A 20,721-nucleotide genomic window follows, 5' to 3' on the forward strand; every position below is an offset into this window, starting at 1 on the left:
AAAATGAAAAAAAATCTAATCTATTTTCTCTTTACTTACCTGCTTGTATACAGCAGCTATGCACAAGAGGTCAAAGATCCAAAACCAATGGGCTGGAAAGATATCCCATCATGGAAATCCATCTCCATGAACAGCGTCAAGATGTCACCTGATGGTAAATGGATGGCTTATGCGATGTTACCTGTAGAAGGCGATGGAGAACTGATTATTCGAAAAACTAATGATCCTGATAGCAAAAAAACCTATCCGATTGGCTCTACAAATTCTGCAAATATTGAGTTTTCAGAAGATAGCCGATGGATAGCATTCAAAGAATATCCTAAAGAAAAAGAGAAAAAAGCAAATGAAAAAGGTGGAAAACCACTTCCTGAAAAAGTTATACTTCTCGATTTGAATGAAGACAAAAAAACGACTTTTGAAAAAGTATCTAGCTTCTCCTTTAATGGAAAGGCTTCCACTCATCTAGCAATCAACCTATCCAAAGAAGGTTCCAATGGAGATGCAAAAGGTTCGGACTTGCTGTTAGTTCATCTTACATCTGGTAAAAAACAAAACTTGGGAAATGTCCTTGAATTTTCTTTCAACAAATCTGGAACGCATATGGCATATATCATAGATGCTGCGAATCAGTCGGGAAATGGAATTTATCTAGTAGACATAAATGGAGGGAAAACTCAAGTGCTAGACAGTGATGCCGCTTCTTACAAATCAATCAATTGGACGGAAAAAGGTGATGCTTTTGCCCTTTTGAAAATGGTCAAAGACAAGAAATACAAACAAGATCATGGCAAACTTATAGGTGTCAAAAACTTAAGTAATCCGCAACTGACAATCTATGATCCTGCAAAGGATTCAGTGAATTTCCCTAAAGAATACACCATCAGCCCAAATAAAAGAGCGCAATGGTCCGAAGATCAGAACAAACTGTTTTATGGAATTCATCCATTAGTATTGGCTAAAAAAGAAGAGAAAAAAGAGGATGAAAAAACTGATGAAGATTCTCTGAAACAAGTGGAAACAGCCAAACTTTCAAAAATACTAGCGGACTCTACTATCAAATCAATCGCAGATCTACAAAAAGCAATTGCAAAAGCCGATAGTTCAAAAACAAAAAATGCAAAATCCTCAACTGAAGACCTCAAAAAGCCTGATATGACTATTTGGCATTGGCAAGACACAAGGCTTCAATCAAGGCAACAAATTTTGGAAAACCAAGATAAGAACTTCAGCTTCTGGGCAATGTACGATCTCAAATCGTCCAAGCATACTACACTACAGGACAGCACCATGAAAGGCCTTTCTCTGTTGCCTAAGGAAAAATTCGCTATAGGAACCGATCAGCGAGCATATGAACTGGATGTCAATCTGAATGGTCAAAATTTCCAAGACATTTATATTGTAGACTTATCAAACGGTGAGAAAAGTCTGCTTTTTGAAAACTTCTATTTGCCATCTTATGCCTCTTTCCCAAGAGCTTCTCCAGACGGAACCAAGTTGATGTATGGATTAGATGGTCATTATTATGTGTATGACATACTATCCAAGAGCAAAAAGAATGTTACAGAATCTATACCTGTAACTTTTGTAGATGAAGAAGATGACCATAATGTCACCAAACCACTTCATGGCGCATTAGGTTGGAGCAATGACAGCAAATATTTGCTATTGAGAGATGGTTGGGATATCTGGCAAGTACCCGCCAGCAATGGTGAGAAAGCTGTCAATTTAACTCAAAATGGCAGAAAGGAAAAAATCCGCTACCAAAGTCGGTTTGTATTAGAAGATGAAGAAAAAGGTTTTGATTGGAAAAAAGCACAGTATTTTAAAACATATGGGGAAAAAACCAAAAAAAGTGGCATCGTAAGAATTGAACCTAGCAAATCTGGTCTTCAGGCAGGCGCAAAAACTTTGCTTTGGGAAGATGCAAATATCAATAGATTCTCAAAAGCTAAGTCAGCCGATGTTTATTTCTTTACCAAAGAAAAATTCAACCTGCCTACTGAATTTTATCTAACTGATGCACAGATCAGTTTCCAGACCAAATTGACAGAAAACACACCTGACGCAAAGAAATATCTTTGGTCTAGTGGAACAAGGTTGATAGATTATGTATCTGACAAAGGTGATTCTTTGCAAGGAGCTCTATTTCTTCCTGCAAACTATCAGGAAGGAACCAAATACCCAACTATCGTCTACTATTACGAAAAACTCTCCCAAACACTTCACAACTACGCAGCACCTGGATTTAGTGGTACTGGCTGGAATCCCAATATCTACACTAGCAATGGCTACGCTGTATTTATTCCAGATATCGTATACACCATGGATGATCCAGGGATGTCCGCAGTGTGGTGCGTACTTCCTGCAGTCAAAGAAGCGCTCAAAACCGGAGTAATTGATGAAAAAAGAATGGGGCTTCACGGACATTCTTGGGGAGGATATCAAACATCGTTTTTGATAACCCAAACAGATATGTTCAAAGCTGCTGCCGCAGGAGCTCCATTGACCAATATGATTTCCATGTATGATTTGATTTATTGGAATTCAGGAGGTGGCAATATGTCAATCTTCGAAGCTTCACAAGGCAGATTTAAAGGTGCTCCTTGGGAAAACTGGGAATCTTATCAAAGAAATTCACCTGTGTACCATGTGAAAAATGTCAACACTCCACTCCTCTTGCTTCATAATGACAAAGATGGCGCTGTGGATTTCACACAAGGAATTGAGTATTACAATGCACTTAGAAGGTTGAAAAAGCCAGTAATAATGGTTCAATACAAAGGAGAAAATCATGGTCTTTCAAAACTTGAAAACAGAAAAGATTACAGTGTTCGAATGATGGAATTCTTTGACCATCATTTGAAAGGAGAAGATGCTTCCGATTGGATCAAAAGTGGTATTGAAAAATTGAAACTTGAAGAGCATTTGGAATCAAGAGTTTTTGGGAGTAACTAAAAACAGTTTAAATTTATATAAATTTTCAAATATTTAATCTACTTATTTCAATAAGTTTTACTAAAAAATACCTACAAGTAGGTATTTTTTATGAATTAATTATTCTAGATATTTGATATGCTTTTAGATTTAATCTTAAAGGTGTTTAAGTTTTATGTGGGATTTTATTTCCAGTTACACAAAAGTCTCTGTCATTGACAGAGACTTTTTTTAATTTTAAATTAAAATTAATTAACACGAATATAGCCTTCGGTTTAAATCTCAATTCGAATCCCTGATTCAAATGATTAACTCCAACCCCCACCCAAGGCTCTAAATAATTTGACTTTCGTTTGTAACTCTTTTACCTTCAATTCTACTAGTTCAATTTCTGCTTCTAATGCTCTTCTTTGTGCATTGGTAACATCTAGATAGTTGGCATATCCAACCGAAAACATGATATTAGAATTTTCCACTGATCTTTTCTGTACTTCTACTTCATTTCTCTTAAGGTTCTTTTGATTACTATATTGATCAATGGAATTGACGAGATCTAGGATTTCCAAATAACTTTTGAATACTGTTTGTTCATAGTCCAAATAGGCTATCCTTTGTGAAGTATTAGCTATTTCGTAGGCCATTTTTACTTGATTTCTATTGAAAATAGGAGCTGTCAAACCTGAACCTAACTGATATACAGTGGAAGCAGGATTGAAAAACAATTTCCCAAAATCAAAAGCATTGAACCCAGCCATACCAAATAAATTGATTGATGGGAAAAAAGAAGCCCTAGCTGCAGTAATGTCAGCTTTTGAGGCTATAAGTTCCATTTCGGCAGCTCTTATATCAGGTCTATACAATAATAATTGTGAAGGGATTCCGATTTTTATGATGTTTTTAGCCAAAACAACTTCTTCTAAAGATATTTTTGAATATTCGAAATCATACACACCCAATAAAGTATTGAGATAAAGTTCTGCAGACCTGAGTTCTCTATTTCTTTCTACCAATTGCCCTTTGGAGTTTAGTAATAGCGCTTCAAATTGATCCAAGGCTAGTTGATTTTCTCTACCAGCCTCTTTGAGATCTTTTGTAAGGTTGAATGCTAACTCTTGGATAGCTATATTTTTCTCCAAAATCTTTTGTTGCTCTTCTAATCCCATCAAGGTGTAATATGCATTTGCAATCTCCGATACCAACCATGTTTTTACATTTTTGGCCATTTCTTCAGAAGCCATAAACCTAGCAAGGGCAGCTTTTTTTTGATTTTTAAACTTTCCCCAAACATCAATTTCCCAATTGAATTCTGCACCGACTATAAAATCCCTATATGGATCAGGGATTTTCTTATTATCTGGAACTGTCGGTGAGAGGTTTGAGTCAGCATTTCCTACACCATCCATAGTAAATTCCCCAAACTTCCTCGTTGAACCACCTGCGATACCATTAATCTCTGGAAGATAACCCAGTTTTGCGATGTTAAAACTAGCCCGGGCAATCCTTATTTTCTCAAGTGTTTTGAGGTTGTCCTGATTATTTTCCAACGCGATATGAATCAATTTTTGAAGATTTTCATCTTCAAAAAAACTGTCCCACTTAAGAAGAGCTACATTCGAAGAAGAATCCTCATTTATTTTTTGCGTTCCATAATATGAGTTTGGTAAACTTACATTTTTATCGACTAATTCAGTTTTGGTGGATTTGCATGAAAAGAGTATGAAAACAAACCCAATTCCCATCCAAAATCTATATTTAAATAATTTCATTAATTCAGCTTTTTAATTATCAGAAGAAGTATCACTTTTTTTGAACTTCGAATTCAAAGTTTCAAAAACAACATAAAGTCCAGGAATCAGAAAAATCCCAATAACAGTCCCGATTAACATCCCTCCTGCTGCGGCTGTACCTATCGTCCTATTACCTATCGCTCCGGCACCTGAAGCTAGGGTCAATGGTATTAACCCGCAAATAAATGCCAAGGAAGTCATCAATATTGGTCTTAACCTTTCTACTCCACCATTGATGGCGCTTTGGAGGATTGAAAGACCTTTTTCTCTATTCTGAATTGCTATTTCAATAATTAAAATGGCATTTTTCCCAAGTAACCCAATCAACATCACTAAGGAAACTTGTGCATAAATATCGTTTTCCAATCCAGTCAATTTGAGAAAAAGATATGACCCAAACACACCTGCAGGCAATGATAGTATTACTGGCATGGGTAAGAAGTAACTTTCATATTGTGCTGAAAGCAGCAAATACACAAAAAGCAAACATATCAAAAACACAAAAACAGCTTGATTTCCTGAGGCTATTTGTTCTCGTGTGATACCAGACCAATCAATATCAAAACCTCTAGGTAATATTTGAAGGGCTACCTCTTCGACAGCTTTGATTGCATCTCCAGATGAGAACCCATCGGCAGCATCACCACTCACCAATGCCGAAGTGAACATGTTATATCTTCCCAACTGCTCTGGACCATATACTCTCTCTAAAGAAATGAAATTAGAATATGGAACCATTTGTCCTTGGTTATTTTTGGTGTACATACTTAATATTGACTCTGGAGAACTTCTGTATTCTGGAGCTGCCTGAATCATCACCTTGTACATTTGTCCATAGCGTATAAAGTTTGATGAATAGAAGCTTCCTACATAACTTTGAAGAGTTTCCATCGACTCTTCTACCGATACTCCCAACTTTGCAGCTTTGTCATGGTCAACATTGATGATATATTGAGGGAAGTTTGGTTCAAAGTTCGTAAACACATTTTTTAACTCAGGCCTTTCATTCAACGCTTCGACAAAATCTTGACTGACTTCCGCCATCACATCTAAGCTTCCACCTGTCTTATCCTGAAGTCTCAGCTCAAATCCTGATGCATTTCCAAACCCCGGAACGGGAGGAGGTGAAAAAAATTGAATATCAGCACCTTTGATATGAGAAACCCTCTCTTGGTAATCCAGTATAAGTTCATTCACATTCTTTTCCCTATCTCCCCAATCTACCAAATTGATCATTCCCATTCCATAAGATGCTCCTGCTGTTTCAGTCAGCAAACTATATCCCGCAAGAGTGGAAACAGTCTCTACCTCATCCAAAGGAAGTAAGCTAGCCTGAACTAGATCCATGACTACACTTGTTCTTTCTACGGTGGCTCCTGGAGGTGTCGTCACATTCACATAGATCATTCCTTGATCTTCATTTGGTATAAATCCTCCAGGCACAACTGAAATCCCACCATACGACAATCCAAAAAACACCAACAAAACCATAAATGTTACTGTCCTTCTGCCCGCAATCTTTTTGATTACATTTTCATATTTGAAAGAAAGCCTATCATATTTCTTATTGAAACCATTGAAAAATCTTTGGAGGACACCTTTTTTTGGATCATGATCCATATCTGATGGCTTCAAAAGAAGTGCACAAAGTGCTGGAGATAAAGTAAGGGCATTGATCCCCGAAATCACAATAGCAATCGCCAAAGTCAGGGAAAATTGCCTATAAAAAATCCCAACAGGACCTGAAAGAAAACTCACTGGTACAAATACAGCTGACATTACCAATGTTATGGCTACAATTGCACCGCCTATTTCTTTCATCGCGGCCAAAGTTGCATCTAGGGCATTCATTTTCTTTTCATGCATTTTTACATGCACTGCTTCCACTACGACTATGGCATTATCAACTACAATCCCTATCGCCAAAACCAAAGCAAACAATGTCAATAAGTTGATTGAGAATCCAAACAACTGCATGAATGCAAATGTACCAATCAAAGAAACAGGCACTGCAATAGCTGGTATCAACGTAGATCTAAAATCCTGAAGAAAAATAAATACCACAATAGAAACAAGAATAAATGCCTCAATCAAGGTTTTGATTACTTCGTGAATAGAAGCATCAAGAAATCTAGAAACATCATAGGAATAATTATATTCCATTCCAGGTGGGAAAGAGTTTTCTTGTAGTTCCTCCATTTTGATTTTTATGTTTTCAATTACTTCACTAGCATTTGACCCAGGTCTCTGCTTGAGCATAATGGATGCTGAAGGCCTTCCATCTGTCATTGACACCATATTGTAATCTTGTGAATCAAATTCTACTTCAGCTACATCCTTGAGCTTCAGCAAAGATCCATCAGGAAGTGCTTTAAGGGTGATGTTTTCAAAATCGGCCTCTTGATTGAATTTTCCCGTGTATCTAAGTACATATTGGAGAGCTTGTGCATCACGATCAGAAGAAATCCCTGACTTACCGGGTGCTGCTTCCACATTCTGCCTTCTGATGGCTTCAGTGACATCTTGAGGGGAAAGATTATAGGCTACCAACCTATCTGGGTTCAACCAAATGCGCATAGCATAATCTCTAGATCCCATTATCTCCGCGAATCCTACACCATCTATCCTTTTTAACTCAGGGAGAATGTTGATATCTGCAAAATTATATACAAACTTTTCATCCTGTGTGGAATCGGAAGTCATCAAATTGAGGTAGAGGAGCATGCTATTCACCTCTTTTTCAGTCATTACTCCAGCACGGATAACCTCCTCTGGCAATTCATCAATAACAGTTGAAACTCTATTTTGCACATTCACAGCAGCTTGATCAGGATCAGTTCCTACGGCAAAGACGATGTTAATCAATGTAATACCATCATTAGTATTTACAGATGTCATATAGCTCATACCAGGCACTCCATTGATAGCCCTTTCCAAAGGAGTGGCGACAGCTTTTGACAACACTTCAGCATTCGCCCCTGTATATTTGGCTGTTACTGTAACAGATGGAGGGACTATTTCAGGAAATTGGGTGATTGGAAGTGAAACTAATGCCAGTAAACCCAACAATGTGATAAACACCGATATTACAGTCGATAATATCGGCCTTTTGATAAATAATTCTAACATGATTGTGGCTTTTTACTATTAGTCCAGTGAATTGAAAAGTGTGTCATACGCTTCTTTCTCAGAAACACTCACAGGATTTATTTTCATACCATCTTTCAGTTGTTGGATTCCTTCTAAGATGATCTTGTCTCCAGGCTGAAAACTATCACTGATATAATAAACACCAAACCTTTGCATTGGAACAAAACTTCTTACTTGGACTTTATTTTCCTTGGTAAGTACATACACATAACTGTAATCCTGAATTTCAAAAGTCGATTTTTGTGGAATCAAGAAAATATTCTCCAATTCATTATTCATTTGTATTTTCCCACTTGCACCATGTTTGATCAATTGATCTGGATTTGGAAATCTTACTCTAAAGGCGATGGATCCTGTTCCTTTTTCAAAATCAGCTTCCATAGTCTCCAATTTCCCGGTATATTGGTAAGTTTCTCCATCCGAAAGAATCAAACTCAGTTCCTCTTGTTCTTTTTGCAAACTGTCGGTTTCCAATGTTTCGATTTTATCTCTCATATACCTCAGATATTCATTTTCGGTCACTTTGTAATAAGCGAAAACTTCATTAATATCTGTAATGTTAGTTAGTAAATCTCCAGAAGTCACCAAACTTCCAGTTTTGTAAGGAATACGATCCACTATTCCATCAAATGGCGCTCTTATAGTAGTGTAAGAAAGTCCTGTCTTAGCATTTTGCAATAAAGACTGAGCTTCTACGATTGCTGATTCTGCAACAGAATTTTGGGCTTTAGCCAAATCTAGTTCAGAAGACGAAATAATATTTTTATCAACTAGGATTTTCAAACGCTCTACCTCAAGGGCTGTTGCTTTAGCCTCAGCTTTTGCTTGCATCAGTTTAGCATTTGAAGAATTAACTATTTCATTGAATTCATTTGAAGTCAACTGAAACAACGGTTGATTTTTCTTCACAAACTCACCTTCATCTACGTAAATTTTATCTACAAAACCTTCGACTTTTGCTCTAACTTCCACAAACTGAACAGCCTGGATATCGCAAACATATGTCTTGGGAACCAAAATAGATTTAGTCTGTAATTCTAAGACTGGTATCTCGCTAAGTACCATCTTATTTTGATTTTTAGAATTACCAGTATTGCAAGAAATCAACATGATAGATGATATCATCATCAAAATACAAATATTGATTAGGGAACAATTGGACACTTTTTTCCCCGTAAGATTTTTAAAACCTTTGAAATTCATAATGGAAGAGTAAATAATTGATAAAGCCCTTTTACAATTGAAAAAGGAATAGAAATAATTGAAAATAAAATTGAAAAATGAATTAAGGAGCGTTTGAAGCTATAGAAATCCTCAAAACATGGAAAAAATATTCAATAATTCCAGTAAAGGTTAAGAAAGAAACTTTAATTATTTCACTTTTTGATTCGATTCTAGGCACCAAGTAATCAAAAACTTTGATGATAACTAACCTTTGGACTTTACTTAATTGAGAGCTTGACTGTGTCCTTATGATTGAAGTGGGAAAATCAACAAAGTCATACTCTAATTCACTAACAAATTCACCAACATAAACAGATTCCTCAACTTTTTCAAACCCATCAGAAACAGCCAATAACAGGAAAAAAGTAGCCATAAAAATCGCTACACTCTGAATAAATATCCTAATTCCTGTTTTTTGATGAATCAACATAAATGTAAAATTACTCAATAATTAAAAAATCACACTGATTATTTTATGATTGGAAATTAATCTTCACATTTGTTAAAGAATTTATATTTATTTACATAATGTTTTGTAAACTTAAATTTTCAAACTATTACCAAATTCAAAATAAAAATAGGGCAAACATCATATTATCAAAATTAAAAATTTATTTAATTGAAATTTTAATAATTTAAATCCCAACTCAAAATTTTTTATCAAAAATATCTTTAGACCTTTGTATCAATTAATTTTGAAAGAAATGAACAAAGATTTGAGAATCATTTATATGGGGACACCAGAATTTGCTGTACCTGGCTTAGAAATATTAATTGAAAATGATTGGAACGTAGTAGCTGTAATCACTGCTCCAGATAAACCAAAAGGACGAGGGCAAAAAATGATCCCCTCTCCTGTCAAACAGGCTGCATTGAATTTCAACATTCCAGTTTTGCAACCTACAAACCTCAAATCTGAAGCCTTTTTGGAAGAACTAAGAAGCTTCAATGCCGACATTCAAGTGGTGGTAGCTTTCAGGATGCTTCCAGAAGTAGTCTGGAGTATGCCACCAAAAGGAACTTTCAATTTACATGCCTCTCTTCTCCCAAATTACAGAGGCGCAGCACCAATCAATTGGGCAATAATTAACGGTGAAAAAGAAACGGGTATCACTACATTTTTCCTAAAGCATGAAATTGATACTGGAAGTGTGATTTTTCAAGAAAAAGAAACAATTCTCCCAGAAGACAACATCGGAACATTGTATGAAAAATTGATGGTAAAAGGTTCGAAACTGATTTTGAAGACAATAGAAGCTGTTTCAAAAGATCAAGTTGAGCCAAAACCTCAAGATGAAAGTATGGCCATTCACCATGCACCAAAGATCTATAAAGAAACCTGTCAAATCGATTGGAACCAATCTGCCGAAAACATTCATAATCTTGTGAGAGGTCTTTCTCCCTACCCCGCTGCATGGACTACAATCAATGATAAAAACTGCAAGATTTTTGAGACTGAAGTAAGCGAGAAAAACCTTAACAATCTAAACATAGGAGAATTTGAATCAGATGGAAAGACAAATCTCACTTTTCAAACAGGAGAAGGAAGTCTCAAAATCCTAGAGCTACAGTTAGAAGGAAAGAAAAGAATGACTGTAGGAGATTTCCTTAGAGGAAATAAGATAAAATAAAAAAAAACTTGACAAATGTCTTATTTTTTTGGACATTTACGCAAAGACAAAAGGATATGGGTATAGTAAGTGATTATGTAGCCAATTATGGTTTTTCTGGAGATAGGCTATCTCTAAGATTAGCCAAGACCAGCCGTAGAGGTCTTACTTATGAAGATTTCGAAAAGGTAATGGAAGAAAGTCCTGTTTCCGAAGATTCTTGGGCTGTATTGTTACACTTGTCAGATAGGACACTCCAACGCTACAAAAAAGACAGAAAATCATTTGAACCCATCCAAAGTGAGCGGATTCTGAAGCTTGCGATACTTTTTAAGTTTGGTGAGGAGGTTTTTGGTGAATTGGAGTTGTTTAGATTGTGGCTTCATGAGTCTTGCATACCCCTAGGTTCGCAGTCTCCACTTTCTCTACTTGACACGACTTTCGGAATAGACCTTGTCAAAGATGAATTGGGTAGGATTCAGCATGGTATTTTTGCATGATTTTATACAGGATTTCAAGAGAAGCTTACGCCAAGGACTTAAGTGGTATTGGGGCCATGCTATATGGTGGAAGATGGAACAGTAAAGGAAGGGCAGCACTTTATACTGCTGGTTCTATTTCATTGGCAATGCTTGAAGTAGCAGTCCATATTACTCCTAACCATGCCCCAAAAGATTTTCAACTGGTTAAGATACAAGTCCCTGATCTCCAAATAAAAAATATAAAAATAGAAGATCTTCATAATTCATGGCGTGAATCTCCTCCTTCACAATTCACACAAGATATCGGAGATGAATTTTTGGATAAACAAAACCATTTTATTCTTCAAGTTGCTTCCGTAATTGTTCCAGACGAGTTCAACTATATCATCAACCCTAAACATCCACAATCCAGCAATATTCAGATAATTTCCATAGAGCCCATCCGGTTTGACCCAAGGCTCTTCCCCTGATAATTAATTGTTTGTATTTAATTTTTTGAATTTCATACCAGTAGTCATTACCTTTAGTAGTAATTTTAAACCCACTTGTTATGAAAAAAATTTATACGATACTTACCATACCGATATTGATGTGCATATCTTTTGAGTCAGAGGCTCAGCTAGGAAATAGACTAAAGCAAGCTGCGTCTAGAGGTCTTGGGAATGCACTTGAAAAAAGAGTTGAAAAGGAAGCTGAGAAGATAGCACAACGACAACTTGAAAAAGCTTTTGAAAATATTTATGGGCCAGATATGCCAAGTGGTGGTGGTTTTAACATTGGCAAAATATTGGAAGGCATCGATGCAAATGTAGAAATTGCAGATACTTATGATTTTTCAAGCTATTCAGTAATGGAAATCAACAGTTTGGATGAAAAAGGCAAAGCTTCGGAACCCTTTCAGATGAAAACGTACTTTAGTCCAGATGGTAAGACTGCCGCCATGGAGATTGAGAATAAAGACCAAAAAAACAATTCGGGAAAAACAGTAATCATCAGTGATTTGGAGAGAAATGCTTCAATAATTCTGATAGAATCTGAAGGTAAAAAAAGCAGCATAGCTTATGGGTATGACTTTGATGCACTAGAACAGGCCGCTGCCTTGGAAAATTGGGAAGAATGGGAGGAAGAAATGGAGGAAAGTGATTTTTCGATAAAAAAGACAGGAAACACCAAGACTATCCATGGATACAAGTGTGATGAGTATGTAAGTGAGTCAGAAGAAGGAACTGCCACTTTTTGGATTACAAAAGAACCAATAGATGGAGGTGGTTCTTTTTGGACAGATACCAATCCAATGCTTGGCACTTCAGCATATCAAAGAGGAAAAACAGCATGGGGCGATGTCCCAATGGGAAATATGATGGAGATGTTGTTTGAAAGCAAAACAGACAAAAGTAGGTCTGAGTTAAAAATCACTGATATGAACAAAAACTCATCTACTTCTTTTGTGATGTCAGATTATCCGAACATGCTAAAAACCGAAAAGTAATTTTGGTTTCAAAAGTTTATAGTTGTGATTATTTGTTGCCCTACTATTTGGTATTTACCCAGAGATGAGGATACGAATAATCACATTTTTCTTTTTTATAACAGCTGATATTTAATTTACAATTTTTTGACTTAAAAATCCTTGGTATCTTGTAAGCCAAACCTTCAAAATATCAAATTGAATATATCCATTATAGTCGCCAAAGCCAAAAACAATGTGATTGGCAAAGACAATCAACTTATTTGGAAACTCTCATCTGACTTGAGATTTTTCAAGAAAACCACAACAGGTCATCATATCATCATGGGTAGAAAAACCTATGATTCAATGGGAAAGCCCCTTCCAAATAGGACTTCAATTGTAATTACCCGAAATACAGATTTCGAAATACCTGAAGGTCACTTTGTGGTTCATTCTTTAGAAGAATCAATAAGGCTCTGCATCAGTAAAAATCTTGGGCAGGTGTATATCATTGGAGGGGCTCAGATTTACAAAGAGGCCATCAATATATGCGATGAAATGCTAATTACAGAAGTAGATGCCCATCCAGAAGGTGATGTATATTTCCCGAATTTCGAAACATCAAATTGGAAAAAAGAAAATGTAGAGCAATTTCAAAAAGATGAAAACAATGAATATAACTTTGAAATTGTCACTTACAAAAGGATCAAACAATGAATAGCAATGTAGTCTGGATCACTGGTGCTTCGTCTGGAATTGGAGAGGCTTTGGTTCATCAATTCGAAAAATCCAACTATAAGGTAATCATTTCCTCCAGAAAAAAAGATGCTTTGGAACTTGTGAAATCAAGAACCCAAAACCCAAATAATATTTTTGTTTTACCGTTGGACTTATCAAAAAATGAAGATTTTGAAATACTTGCATCTGAAGCTATCGCTGCATTCGGTCATGTGGACATATTAATCAACAACGGAGGTATCAGTCAAAGGTCTCTTGTCATAGATACAAAACTAGAAGTAGATCGAAAGATCATGGAAGTAAATTACTTTGGAACAATTGCATTGAGCAAAGCGATCTTACCTCATTTTATTGAAAGAAAAAAAGGACATTTTGGAGTAGTTAGTAGTCTTGTAGGTAAGTTTGGTTCGCCATATCGATCTTCATATGCAGGTGCAAAACACGCATTGCATGGATTTTTTGATTCACTAAGAGCGGAAAACTATAAAGAGAATATTAAAGTTACAATGATATGTCCTGGGTTTATCAAAACAAATGTCTCAATCAATGCACTTACAGGTGATGGAAGTCCATTGAATGAAATGGATGCAGCACAGGATAAAGGCATGACACCTGAAGCTTGTGCAAAAACTATCAAGAAAGGAATTGAAACAGGAAAGTTAGAAATTCTGATAGGAGGAAAAGAAACCATAGCAGTTTACATCAAGCGATTTTTCCCGAAAATTTTCGCAAAAATAATTCAGAAAGCTAAAGTGAGATAACAGAATACGCTAAGTTTTCTTAAAGTAGGCATAAAGTTAAGCCCAAATCAAACCAAAGATGACTAACTATATAGAGATAAAAGCAGAAATAATAGCTATTGGCGACGAATTGCTCTACGGACAAATAATCGACACCAACAGTCATTGGATAAGCCAAGAGCTTGATAAAATTGGAGTAAGAGTCATTCAGAGAACTACAGTAGGCGATCATAAGGAATCAATGATGGCTGCATTTAAAGCAGCAGAAAAAAGAGCTGATATTGTATTGATAACAGGAGGACTAGGCCCCACAAATGATGATTTGACAAAGCCTTTGTTGGCAGAGTATTTCAATTGTGAAATAAAGCTTGTCCCAGAAGCCCTTGAAGCCGTGCGTAATTTTTTCGAAAAAAGAGGTCGTGAACTTACAGATCTGAACAAATTGCAGGCACATCTACCGACTAAGTGCACTTACATCCCAAATGAAATAGGTACCGCCCCAGGCATGTGGTTTGAAGAAAATGACACAGCATGGATGTCCATGCCAGGAGTGCCCCATGAGATGAAAAAGTTGATGAAGGATTATGTGATTCCCAAAATCAAAAGCATGTATGCGCTGCCTATCATTTATCATAAAATAATCAAAACCGTTGGCATAGGTGAAAGTTGGCTTGCTGACTTGATTAGGGATTGGGAAAGTAATTTGCCGAATAACATCAAACTTGCATACTTGCCTTCATTGGGACAAGTCAAGTTAAGATTGACAGCTTTTGGTGATGATTATGATGAATTGCAGGCAGATGTTGAGACCCAAATCGAATTGGTGAAGCCATTGATCGAAAAATATATATTTGGTTACAACCATGAGACGCTTGAAGAATCCATCGGCAGACTTTTGAAACAGAAAAATAAAAAAGTAGCTTTGGCAGAAAGCTGTTCAGGAGGATATATTTCCCACCTAATCACTAGTATCCCAGGTAGCAGCAAGTATTTCCAAGGCGCTTTGATCCCCTACCATAATGAATTCAAAAGTGATATATTGAATGTTGACAAAGAGGTATTGAAGAATAAAGGTGCTGTAAGTGAAGAAACTATCAAGCAGATGGCTGAAAACATTAGAGTAGAATTCAAATCAGATTATGGCCTTGCAAGTAGTGGTATCGCAGGGCCAGAAGGTGGATGGGCCGAAAAACCTGTAGGCACAGTATGGATAGCTTGCGCCTTTGAAGGGAATACTATAACAAAAAAACTACAATTGACTCAGGACAGAATGCTCAATATTCAACTTACCGCAGTAGCTGTCCTAAATTTGTTAAGATTGTGCATTCTTGAAAAAACAGAATAAAAATTATGTTAAATGTTTTTGTATTACATAAAATAAAATTTAATTTTAAAACTTAGAAATAAACCCAATTAAATAATAAAAAATATGGCAACTGTAGAAATGATAATGCCCAAAATGGGTGAGAGTATCATAGAGGGCACCATTCTTACATGGCTCAAAAAAGAAGGCGATACAATCGAACAGGATGAATCTGTATTAGAGGTTGCTACTGATAAAGTTGACACAGAAGTACCAGCTATATATGGTGGTGTTCTTAAGAAAATATTGGTGAAAGAGGGTGAAATTGTAGCTGTAGGAGCTCCTATTGCTATCATTGAAACCGAAGAAGAGACCTCAGGATCTGTAGAACAATCATCAAAAGAATCTCCAAGCCAAAAAGAGGAATTGGTAGCTGCTGCGCCTGAACACACTTCAACTTTGGTAAGTGATACCTCCTCTGAAAAATCAGTCGAAGGTGATGAAAGATTCTATTCACCCTTAGTTCAAAGCATTGCTAAAGAAGAAAATATATCAAAATCGGAGTTGGCAAAGATTTCTGGAACAGGGAAAGATGGTAGGGTAACAAAAGTTGATATGCTTGAGTATATCAAAGAAAGAAACACTCCAAAATCAAGCCCAAAACCATCTATCAGCGCACCAATGCCAAAAGCAGAAGTTAGTATTTCTGCTGGAGATGAGATCATTGAAATGGACAGAATGCGCAAAATGATTGCGCAAAGGATGTTAGATTCGAAAAGGATTTCTCCTCATGTCACTTCTTTTGTAGAAGCTGATGTCACCAACATCGTACTATGGAGAAATAAAGTAAAAGATGCCTACAAAAAGAAAGAAGGGGAAGCCCTAACATTTACCCCTTTCTTTGTACATGCAGTAGCGAGAGCTATCAAAGATTTTCCAATGATCAACATCTCCGTTGATGGAGATACAATCATCAAAAAGAGAGATATCAATATAGGAATAGCTGTGGCACTTCCAAGTGGCAATCTGATTGTTCCAAACATAAAAAATGCAGATCAATTCAACCTCACAGGGTTATCCAAGAAAGTGAATGATTTGGCTGTAAGAGCTAGAAACAATAAGCTATCTCCTGATGAACTTGGTGGTGGCACATATACAATATCTAATGTAGGCTCTTTTGGAAATGTAATGGGTACTCCAATAATAATGCAACCTCAAGTTGCCATATTGGCTGTAGGAGCTATTACAAAAAAACCTGCCGTTGTGGAGACCCCAACAGGAGATGTGATTGCAATCAGGCATAAGATGTTCCTATCTCATTCTTATGACCATCGTGTAGTTGATGGTTCTTTAGGAGGGATGTTTGTACGTAGAGTAGCTGATTACTTGGAAGAATTTGATTTGGAGTCAGAGCTATAAAATCCAAATAAGTAAGGAAGTCATTAATTGACTTCCTTACTTATTTTTAATTCGTATATTTTTTTGACTGTCAAAGCAATATCTTTGATAATTATAGGCTTTGGAAGATAACCATCCATTCCTATTTGAATAGCTTCATTTATATCTTCTTGAAATGCGTTTGCAGAAAGCCCAATAATAGGTACATATGGCTTTCCCTCCATAGTTCTAATGATTTTTGTAGCTTCCAAACCGTTTAATTTAGGCATTTGGATATCCATAAAAATAAGATCAAAACTAGCATCAGTAACTAACTCCACTGCTTCTAATCCATTTTTCGCAATTGTGATAGAATAACCAAGCTCCTTCATCAACATTTGCATAAACTTTAGATTTGTTTCATTGTCTTCTACGAGTAGGATTTTGAGCGGATAATCCTTCTCCATATTTGACCAATTAAAACTTTCATCCTGAGAATTAGTGTATTCAAAAACTTTTTCGTCTTGAACCCAAACCTTACCAAAAACATTAAACGAAAAAACAGATCCTTTTTTTTCCTCGCTTTCAATTCTCAACTCCCCACCCATCAATTCAATCAATCGATTGGAAATAGCCAAGCCAAGCCCTGTCCCCCTAAATTCTCGTGTATTACTTCCATCTACTTGAACAAATGGCTCTTTAAGTGTTTCTATTTTTGACTCAGGGATACCTATTCCAGAATCCTTTACCGAAAAATGTAGAATTATATTGTCATTCAAAAAAGATTCTCCATAAATATAAATGAAAACCTCACCCTTGACTGGAGTGAATTTAATAGAATTACCTATCAAATTAAATAGTATTTGCCCTAACTTCTCCTTATCTAACTCTACAAATTCGGGTATCAATGGACCAAATTGGTAAGAAAGCTTAATATTTTTATGCTGAATCATTCCCGAAAATATCTTTAGAATCTTCTCGAATTCTTCCTTAAAATTGAATATTGAAGCGTCCAACAACATCATTCCTGATTCAATTTTGGAGTAATCCAAAATGTCATTTATAATGTTTGAAAGGGATTGACCAGAATCTTGGATTATCTTCAAGTATTCAGTTTGCTTTTCATTTAAATCGGTCATTTCAAGTAAACCTATAATCCCAAGCAAGCCATTCATTGGCGTTCTAATCTCATGGCTCATATTGGCCAAAAACTCAGATTTCGCAGTATTAGCTAGTTCGGCTGCTTCCATTGCTTCTTGAAGTCCCTTTTCCCATAACTTCTGACCTGTAATATCTCTGGAAATCGAAATGAGCCGCTCTTCATCAAGCTTAAATATCCTAGCTTCAAAAATCTTTTTACCAGTTTGGGACTCTATCTCATAATCTAATGTGACTAGTTTACCTGTCGATTTGACCTTTTCAAAACCCTCCATAATCTGCTGATTTAATGGACTTGGTAAATCTTCCATTACATTTTTACCCATAGAACTTCCAGCAGGTTTGAGCAAAAAAGATTCATCTTGAACATAATATTCTAAAAAAACACCTTCATTACTATATATAAAAATTATATCTGGTAGGCTCTTTAAAACTGAATTTAGTCTATTATTACTTTTTATCAATTCTTGATCAGCTATGTATCTTTCATTGATGTCTGTACATATACCCACATTACCAGCAAACTCACCGGACTCAGTATAAATGAGCTTTTCAAAAGCTCTGGATCGTATTTTTTCACCAGAACTATTGATAAAATCAAACTCAAATGAAAAACTATCGTGCTGATTTTCAATTGCTCTATCGATATTTCCTACTAGCTCATCCCATTGATCTTTGGGTATGAATTTTTGAAAATTATCAATAAAAAAATCAGGGTCATAACCTAATACATCTTTTACTTCAGAACTCACATTGATCATTTCCCTATTAATATTCTGAAAATAAATGAAGCCTTTGGATTCTTGTAGTAAAAGACTTTGCTGTCGAAACAATTCATTTATCTTCTCCGACTTTTCTTCCAACAAATCATTTGATTCCTGGGCATTTTTAATGAACCTATACAATATCAATATCACCATCAACAATAAAAACATTAAGCCCACCAACAGAAAGATGTATGTCTCATAAATTTTTGAGGTAGCTTCTTTTTTATCTTGCACGAAGACCACTGACAATGTCTCTTCCAAAGGATACAAATTAAATGGGTATTGATATATAATTGCTTCAAACTTCACCCCTTCTGTTTCGTTTACAAAGACCCCTTCATACCCTCCTTTCAAGCCCTTTTTCACATCATTTTTTAATGGATCAAAAACAGGTGATAAAATTTTGTAACCTGCAACTGGGATGTAATCTAACAAACCATACAACTCACCGTTTTTATAAAGCAACTTTTCGCTGGACATACCTAGGTAATAATTTCCTAGCTCATCTCCCAAAAAACGATCTAAATTTACAACACTAATTATTTTAAGTCCTTTGGATTGGTTTTCTAATACAATATGATTTTGCTTGATCTCAGGAATATTGGAATTGGCAGGCAAAACTTTTTTTATGAAATTATTTTTTTGATCGAAATGGAAAGACACTATGTGATTTGGAAAAACAACTGTCATAGTATCCAAAACATTCCTATGATTATTGAATATCCTTCGCGTTCTCATTTCAAATGCAAGCTGTTCATTCCCATTTTTTTCATAAGTCCAAGGCTCTAGGTTATTGACGAAAAAAACTAGATCATCATAAGTCGACGAAAATCTATTCTGGGTTTCTTTCGCAGCTAGTTCAACTTGCTTGTTGAGAAATTGTCTTCTTGCTTCAACCTGACTCTCTGTCAATGCTCTAAAAAAAATTATAGCTAAAAAAAGTATCAATATGACTACCAACACACCAGTTACCACAAACCACCGGTAGGCATTGTTGTAGCTTTTTGAGAATCGCAATTGTAAATCTTTCATTGTACCACAACATCTAAAATCATCCAATTCAAATTATCCATATTATACACATTTACAGTTATTTTGTCCATTCCTTCATTTAAAACATACGTCTCGTTACCTGACAAAATAAAACTTGAAATCATTTTCCGTACCTCCCTACTTTTGCTTTTAAAAAGATTGTATTCCTCAGGTCGAAAACTATCAGAAGTAATCGTCTGTATATATGTGTGGTTCTTTAAGGGTGGTAATGACAGCGCCTCAATCGCTTTAGGCTTTCCTGCTACTACTGTTCCCGTCTGATCTATGATCAATAGTTGACGTTTGGTTTTATCCAGATAATTTTCCAGTATAGAATTGATGGAAATATCAAAAGCCAAAACCATCTTCAATTCATCTTCAAAATAAATTGGATTTAGTAAAGAAAGAACCCAACCTTTACCTACTGGATCCACATAAATCTCCTCAACCCAAACGAGGCTTTTACTAGGATTGTGCTTTTCATCAGCTTCATAGTAAAAATTGAAGGAGGTCACATCCAAATCATGATCTAACATGGTTCGAGCATCATAAGGTGGATAAAGCCTGTTTAACTGAACCGAACTGTTGAAATAAACCTGGGTGATTACTTCATGTTTGCTTATAACCTGCTTAAATACTTCGTCCAAAGGATTTGTCAAAATAATCATCTCTTGGATTTTTGCCCAATCCTCTCCCTTGGTGGATATATATAATGTACTTAAATCAGGATCTTCGTCAGGGCCTGAATTTGCAAAAGGACCATCGATTACAAACTTATTCTTGTCACCATTTGCTAAAATATCATCCCTATTTTGATAAAGCACCAATATAGAATCTCCAATTTTGAGTATCTCTTCTTCCAGAAACTTGAAATCCTGATCTATAGAAGCTACAAATGATTTTATTTCATTTGTAGCTTTCTCAGAACCCTGAACCTTTTGTTTGTTACAAGAGGATGTGAAAAACACA

General features: G+C 35.9%; 15 protein-coding genes. 9 read left to right on the forward strand and 6 right to left on the reverse strand.

Annotation, left to right across the window (positions count from 1 at the left end; genetic code table 11):
* Positions 1-3 precede the first annotated feature (3 nt).
* Positions 4-2,955: a S9 family peptidase gene (locus MM213_RS14445; protein WP_241413356.1), complete on the forward strand. Its 2,952-nt coding sequence runs from the start codon at positions 4-6 to the stop codon at positions 2,953-2,955.
* Positions 2,956-3,242: 287 nt separating this feature from the next.
* Here the strand turns inward: MM213_RS14445 and MM213_RS14450 are convergent, their stop codons facing one another.
* The 4 genes from MM213_RS14450 to MM213_RS14465 form a co-directional block, all read right to left on the reverse strand.
* Positions 3,243-4,700 (reverse strand): TolC family protein, encoded by a 1,458-nt coding sequence (locus tag MM213_RS14450; protein WP_241413357.1) that lies wholly within the window; start codon positions 4,698-4,700, stop codon positions 3,243-3,245.
* 12 nt (positions 4,701-4,712) lie between these two features.
* Entirely contained in the window at positions 4,713-7,850 is a 3,138-nt protein-coding gene (locus MM213_RS14455; RefSeq protein WP_241413358.1) for an efflux RND transporter permease subunit, read from the reverse strand.
* Positions 7,851-7,868: 18 nt separating this feature from the next.
* Positions 7,869-8,999, reverse strand: a complete 1,131-nt coding sequence (locus MM213_RS14460) for an efflux RND transporter periplasmic adaptor subunit (protein WP_369413935.1) — start codon at positions 8,997-8,999, stop codon at positions 7,869-7,871.
* Between the two features lie 157 nt (positions 9,000-9,156).
* Positions 9,157-9,525, reverse strand: a complete 369-nt coding sequence (locus MM213_RS14465; protein WP_241413360.1) for a hypothetical protein — start codon at positions 9,523-9,525, stop codon at positions 9,157-9,159.
* 274 nt (positions 9,526-9,799) lie between these two features.
* Between MM213_RS14465 and fmt the strand changes: the two genes are divergently transcribed.
* From fmt to MM213_RS14505, 8 genes are all read left to right on the forward strand, one after another.
* Positions 9,800-10,726, forward strand: a complete 927-nt coding sequence (gene fmt / locus MM213_RS14470) for a methionyl-tRNA formyltransferase (RefSeq protein WP_241413362.1) — start codon at positions 9,800-9,802, stop codon at positions 10,724-10,726.
* 56 nt (positions 10,727-10,782) lie between these two features.
* Positions 10,783-11,205, forward strand: coding sequence for an Xre family toxin-antitoxin system antitoxin (locus MM213_RS14475; protein WP_241413363.1), 423 nt, complete (start codon positions 10,783-10,785; stop codon positions 11,203-11,205).
* Complete coding sequence (locus tag MM213_RS14480) at positions 11,202-11,657, forward strand: RES family NAD+ phosphorylase (RefSeq protein ID WP_241413365.1); 456 nt, start codon at positions 11,202-11,204, stop codon at positions 11,655-11,657. Before MM213_RS14475 ends, MM213_RS14480 begins: the two co-directional genes overlap by 4 nt.
* An 80-nt stretch (positions 11,658-11,737) precedes the next feature.
* Positions 11,738-12,676 (forward strand): DUF4412 domain-containing protein, encoded by a 939-nt coding sequence (locus MM213_RS14485; RefSeq protein ID WP_241413367.1) that lies wholly within the window; start codon positions 11,738-11,740, stop codon positions 12,674-12,676.
* Between the two features lie 177 nt (positions 12,677-12,853).
* Positions 12,854-13,354, forward strand: a complete 501-nt coding sequence (locus MM213_RS14490) for a dihydrofolate reductase (RefSeq protein WP_241413368.1) — start codon at positions 12,854-12,856, stop codon at positions 13,352-13,354.
* Positions 13,351-14,136 carry an SDR family oxidoreductase gene (locus MM213_RS14495; RefSeq protein WP_241413370.1) on the forward strand — a complete coding sequence of 262 codons (786 nt, stop codon included), beginning with the start codon at positions 13,351-13,353 and terminating at the stop codon, positions 14,134-14,136. The genes MM213_RS14490 and MM213_RS14495 overlap by 4 nt, the downstream gene beginning before the upstream one ends.
* Before the next feature lie 58 nt (positions 14,137-14,194).
* Complete coding sequence (locus tag MM213_RS14500; RefSeq protein ID WP_241413372.1) at positions 14,195-15,460, forward strand: competence/damage-inducible protein A; 1,266 nt, start codon at positions 14,195-14,197, stop codon at positions 15,458-15,460.
* A gap of 84 nt (positions 15,461-15,544) precedes the next feature.
* Complete coding sequence (locus tag MM213_RS14505) at positions 15,545-16,837, forward strand: dihydrolipoamide acetyltransferase family protein (protein ID WP_241413374.1); 1,293 nt, start codon at positions 15,545-15,547, stop codon at positions 16,835-16,837.
* A gap of 23 nt (positions 16,838-16,860) precedes the next feature.
* Here MM213_RS14505 and MM213_RS14510 read toward each other — a convergent pair whose 3' ends face one another.
* Together MM213_RS14510 and MM213_RS14515 are read right to left on the reverse strand one after the other, a co-directional pair.
* On the reverse strand, positions 16,861-19,752 hold the full coding sequence (locus MM213_RS14510; RefSeq protein ID WP_241413376.1) for a response regulator: 2,892 nt from the start codon (positions 19,750-19,752) through the stop codon (positions 16,861-16,863).
* The gene (locus MM213_RS14515; protein WP_241413378.1) at positions 19,749-20,720 is read right to left on the reverse strand and encodes a Cache sensor protein; all 972 of its coding nucleotides are present in this window, start codon (positions 20,718-20,720) and stop codon (positions 19,749-19,751) included. The genes MM213_RS14510 and MM213_RS14515 overlap by 4 nt, the downstream gene beginning before the upstream one ends.
* Position 20,721 lies beyond the last annotated feature (1 nt).

It is taken from the genome of Belliella alkalica, from assembly GCF_022549785.1.
Classification (GTDB): domain Bacteria; phylum Bacteroidota; class Bacteroidia; order Cytophagales; family Cyclobacteriaceae; genus Belliella; species Belliella alkalica.

Excerpts from the sequence above, each read along its gene's own strand:
- MM213_RS14445 (WP_241413356.1), top strand. The coding sequence starts at position 4 with ATGAAAAAAAATCTAATCTATTTTCTCTTTACTTACCTGCTTGTATAC.
- MM213_RS14450 (WP_241413357.1), bottom strand. The coding sequence starts at position 4,700 with ATGAAATTATTTAAATATAGATTTTGGATGGGAATTGGGTTTGTTTTC.
- MM213_RS14455 (WP_241413358.1), bottom strand. The coding sequence starts at position 7,850 with ATGTTAGAATTATTTATCAAAAGGCCGATATTATCGACTGTAATATCG.
- MM213_RS14460 (WP_369413935.1), bottom strand. The coding sequence starts at position 8,999 with ATGATGATATCATCTATCATGTTGATTTCTTGCAATACTGGTAATTCT.
- MM213_RS14465 (WP_241413360.1), bottom strand. The coding sequence starts at position 9,525 with ATGTTGATTCATCAAAAAACAGGAATTAGGATATTTATTCAGAGTGTA.
- fmt (WP_241413362.1), top strand. The coding sequence starts at position 9,800 with ATGAACAAAGATTTGAGAATCATTTATATGGGGACACCAGAATTTGCT.
- MM213_RS14475 (WP_241413363.1), top strand. The coding sequence starts at position 10,783 with ATGGGTATAGTAAGTGATTATGTAGCCAATTATGGTTTTTCTGGAGAT.
- MM213_RS14480 (WP_241413365.1), top strand. The coding sequence starts at position 11,202 with ATGATTTTATACAGGATTTCAAGAGAAGCTTACGCCAAGGACTTAAGT.
- MM213_RS14485 (WP_241413367.1), top strand. The coding sequence starts at position 11,738 with ATGAAAAAAATTTATACGATACTTACCATACCGATATTGATGTGCATA.
- MM213_RS14495 (WP_241413370.1), top strand. The coding sequence starts at position 13,351 with ATGAATAGCAATGTAGTCTGGATCACTGGTGCTTCGTCTGGAATTGGA.
- MM213_RS14500 (WP_241413372.1), top strand. The coding sequence starts at position 14,195 with ATGACTAACTATATAGAGATAAAAGCAGAAATAATAGCTATTGGCGAC.
- MM213_RS14505 (WP_241413374.1), top strand. The coding sequence starts at position 15,545 with ATGGCAACTGTAGAAATGATAATGCCCAAAATGGGTGAGAGTATCATA.
- MM213_RS14510 (WP_241413376.1), bottom strand. The coding sequence starts at position 19,752 with ATGAAAGATTTACAATTGCGATTCTCAAAAAGCTACAACAATGCCTAC.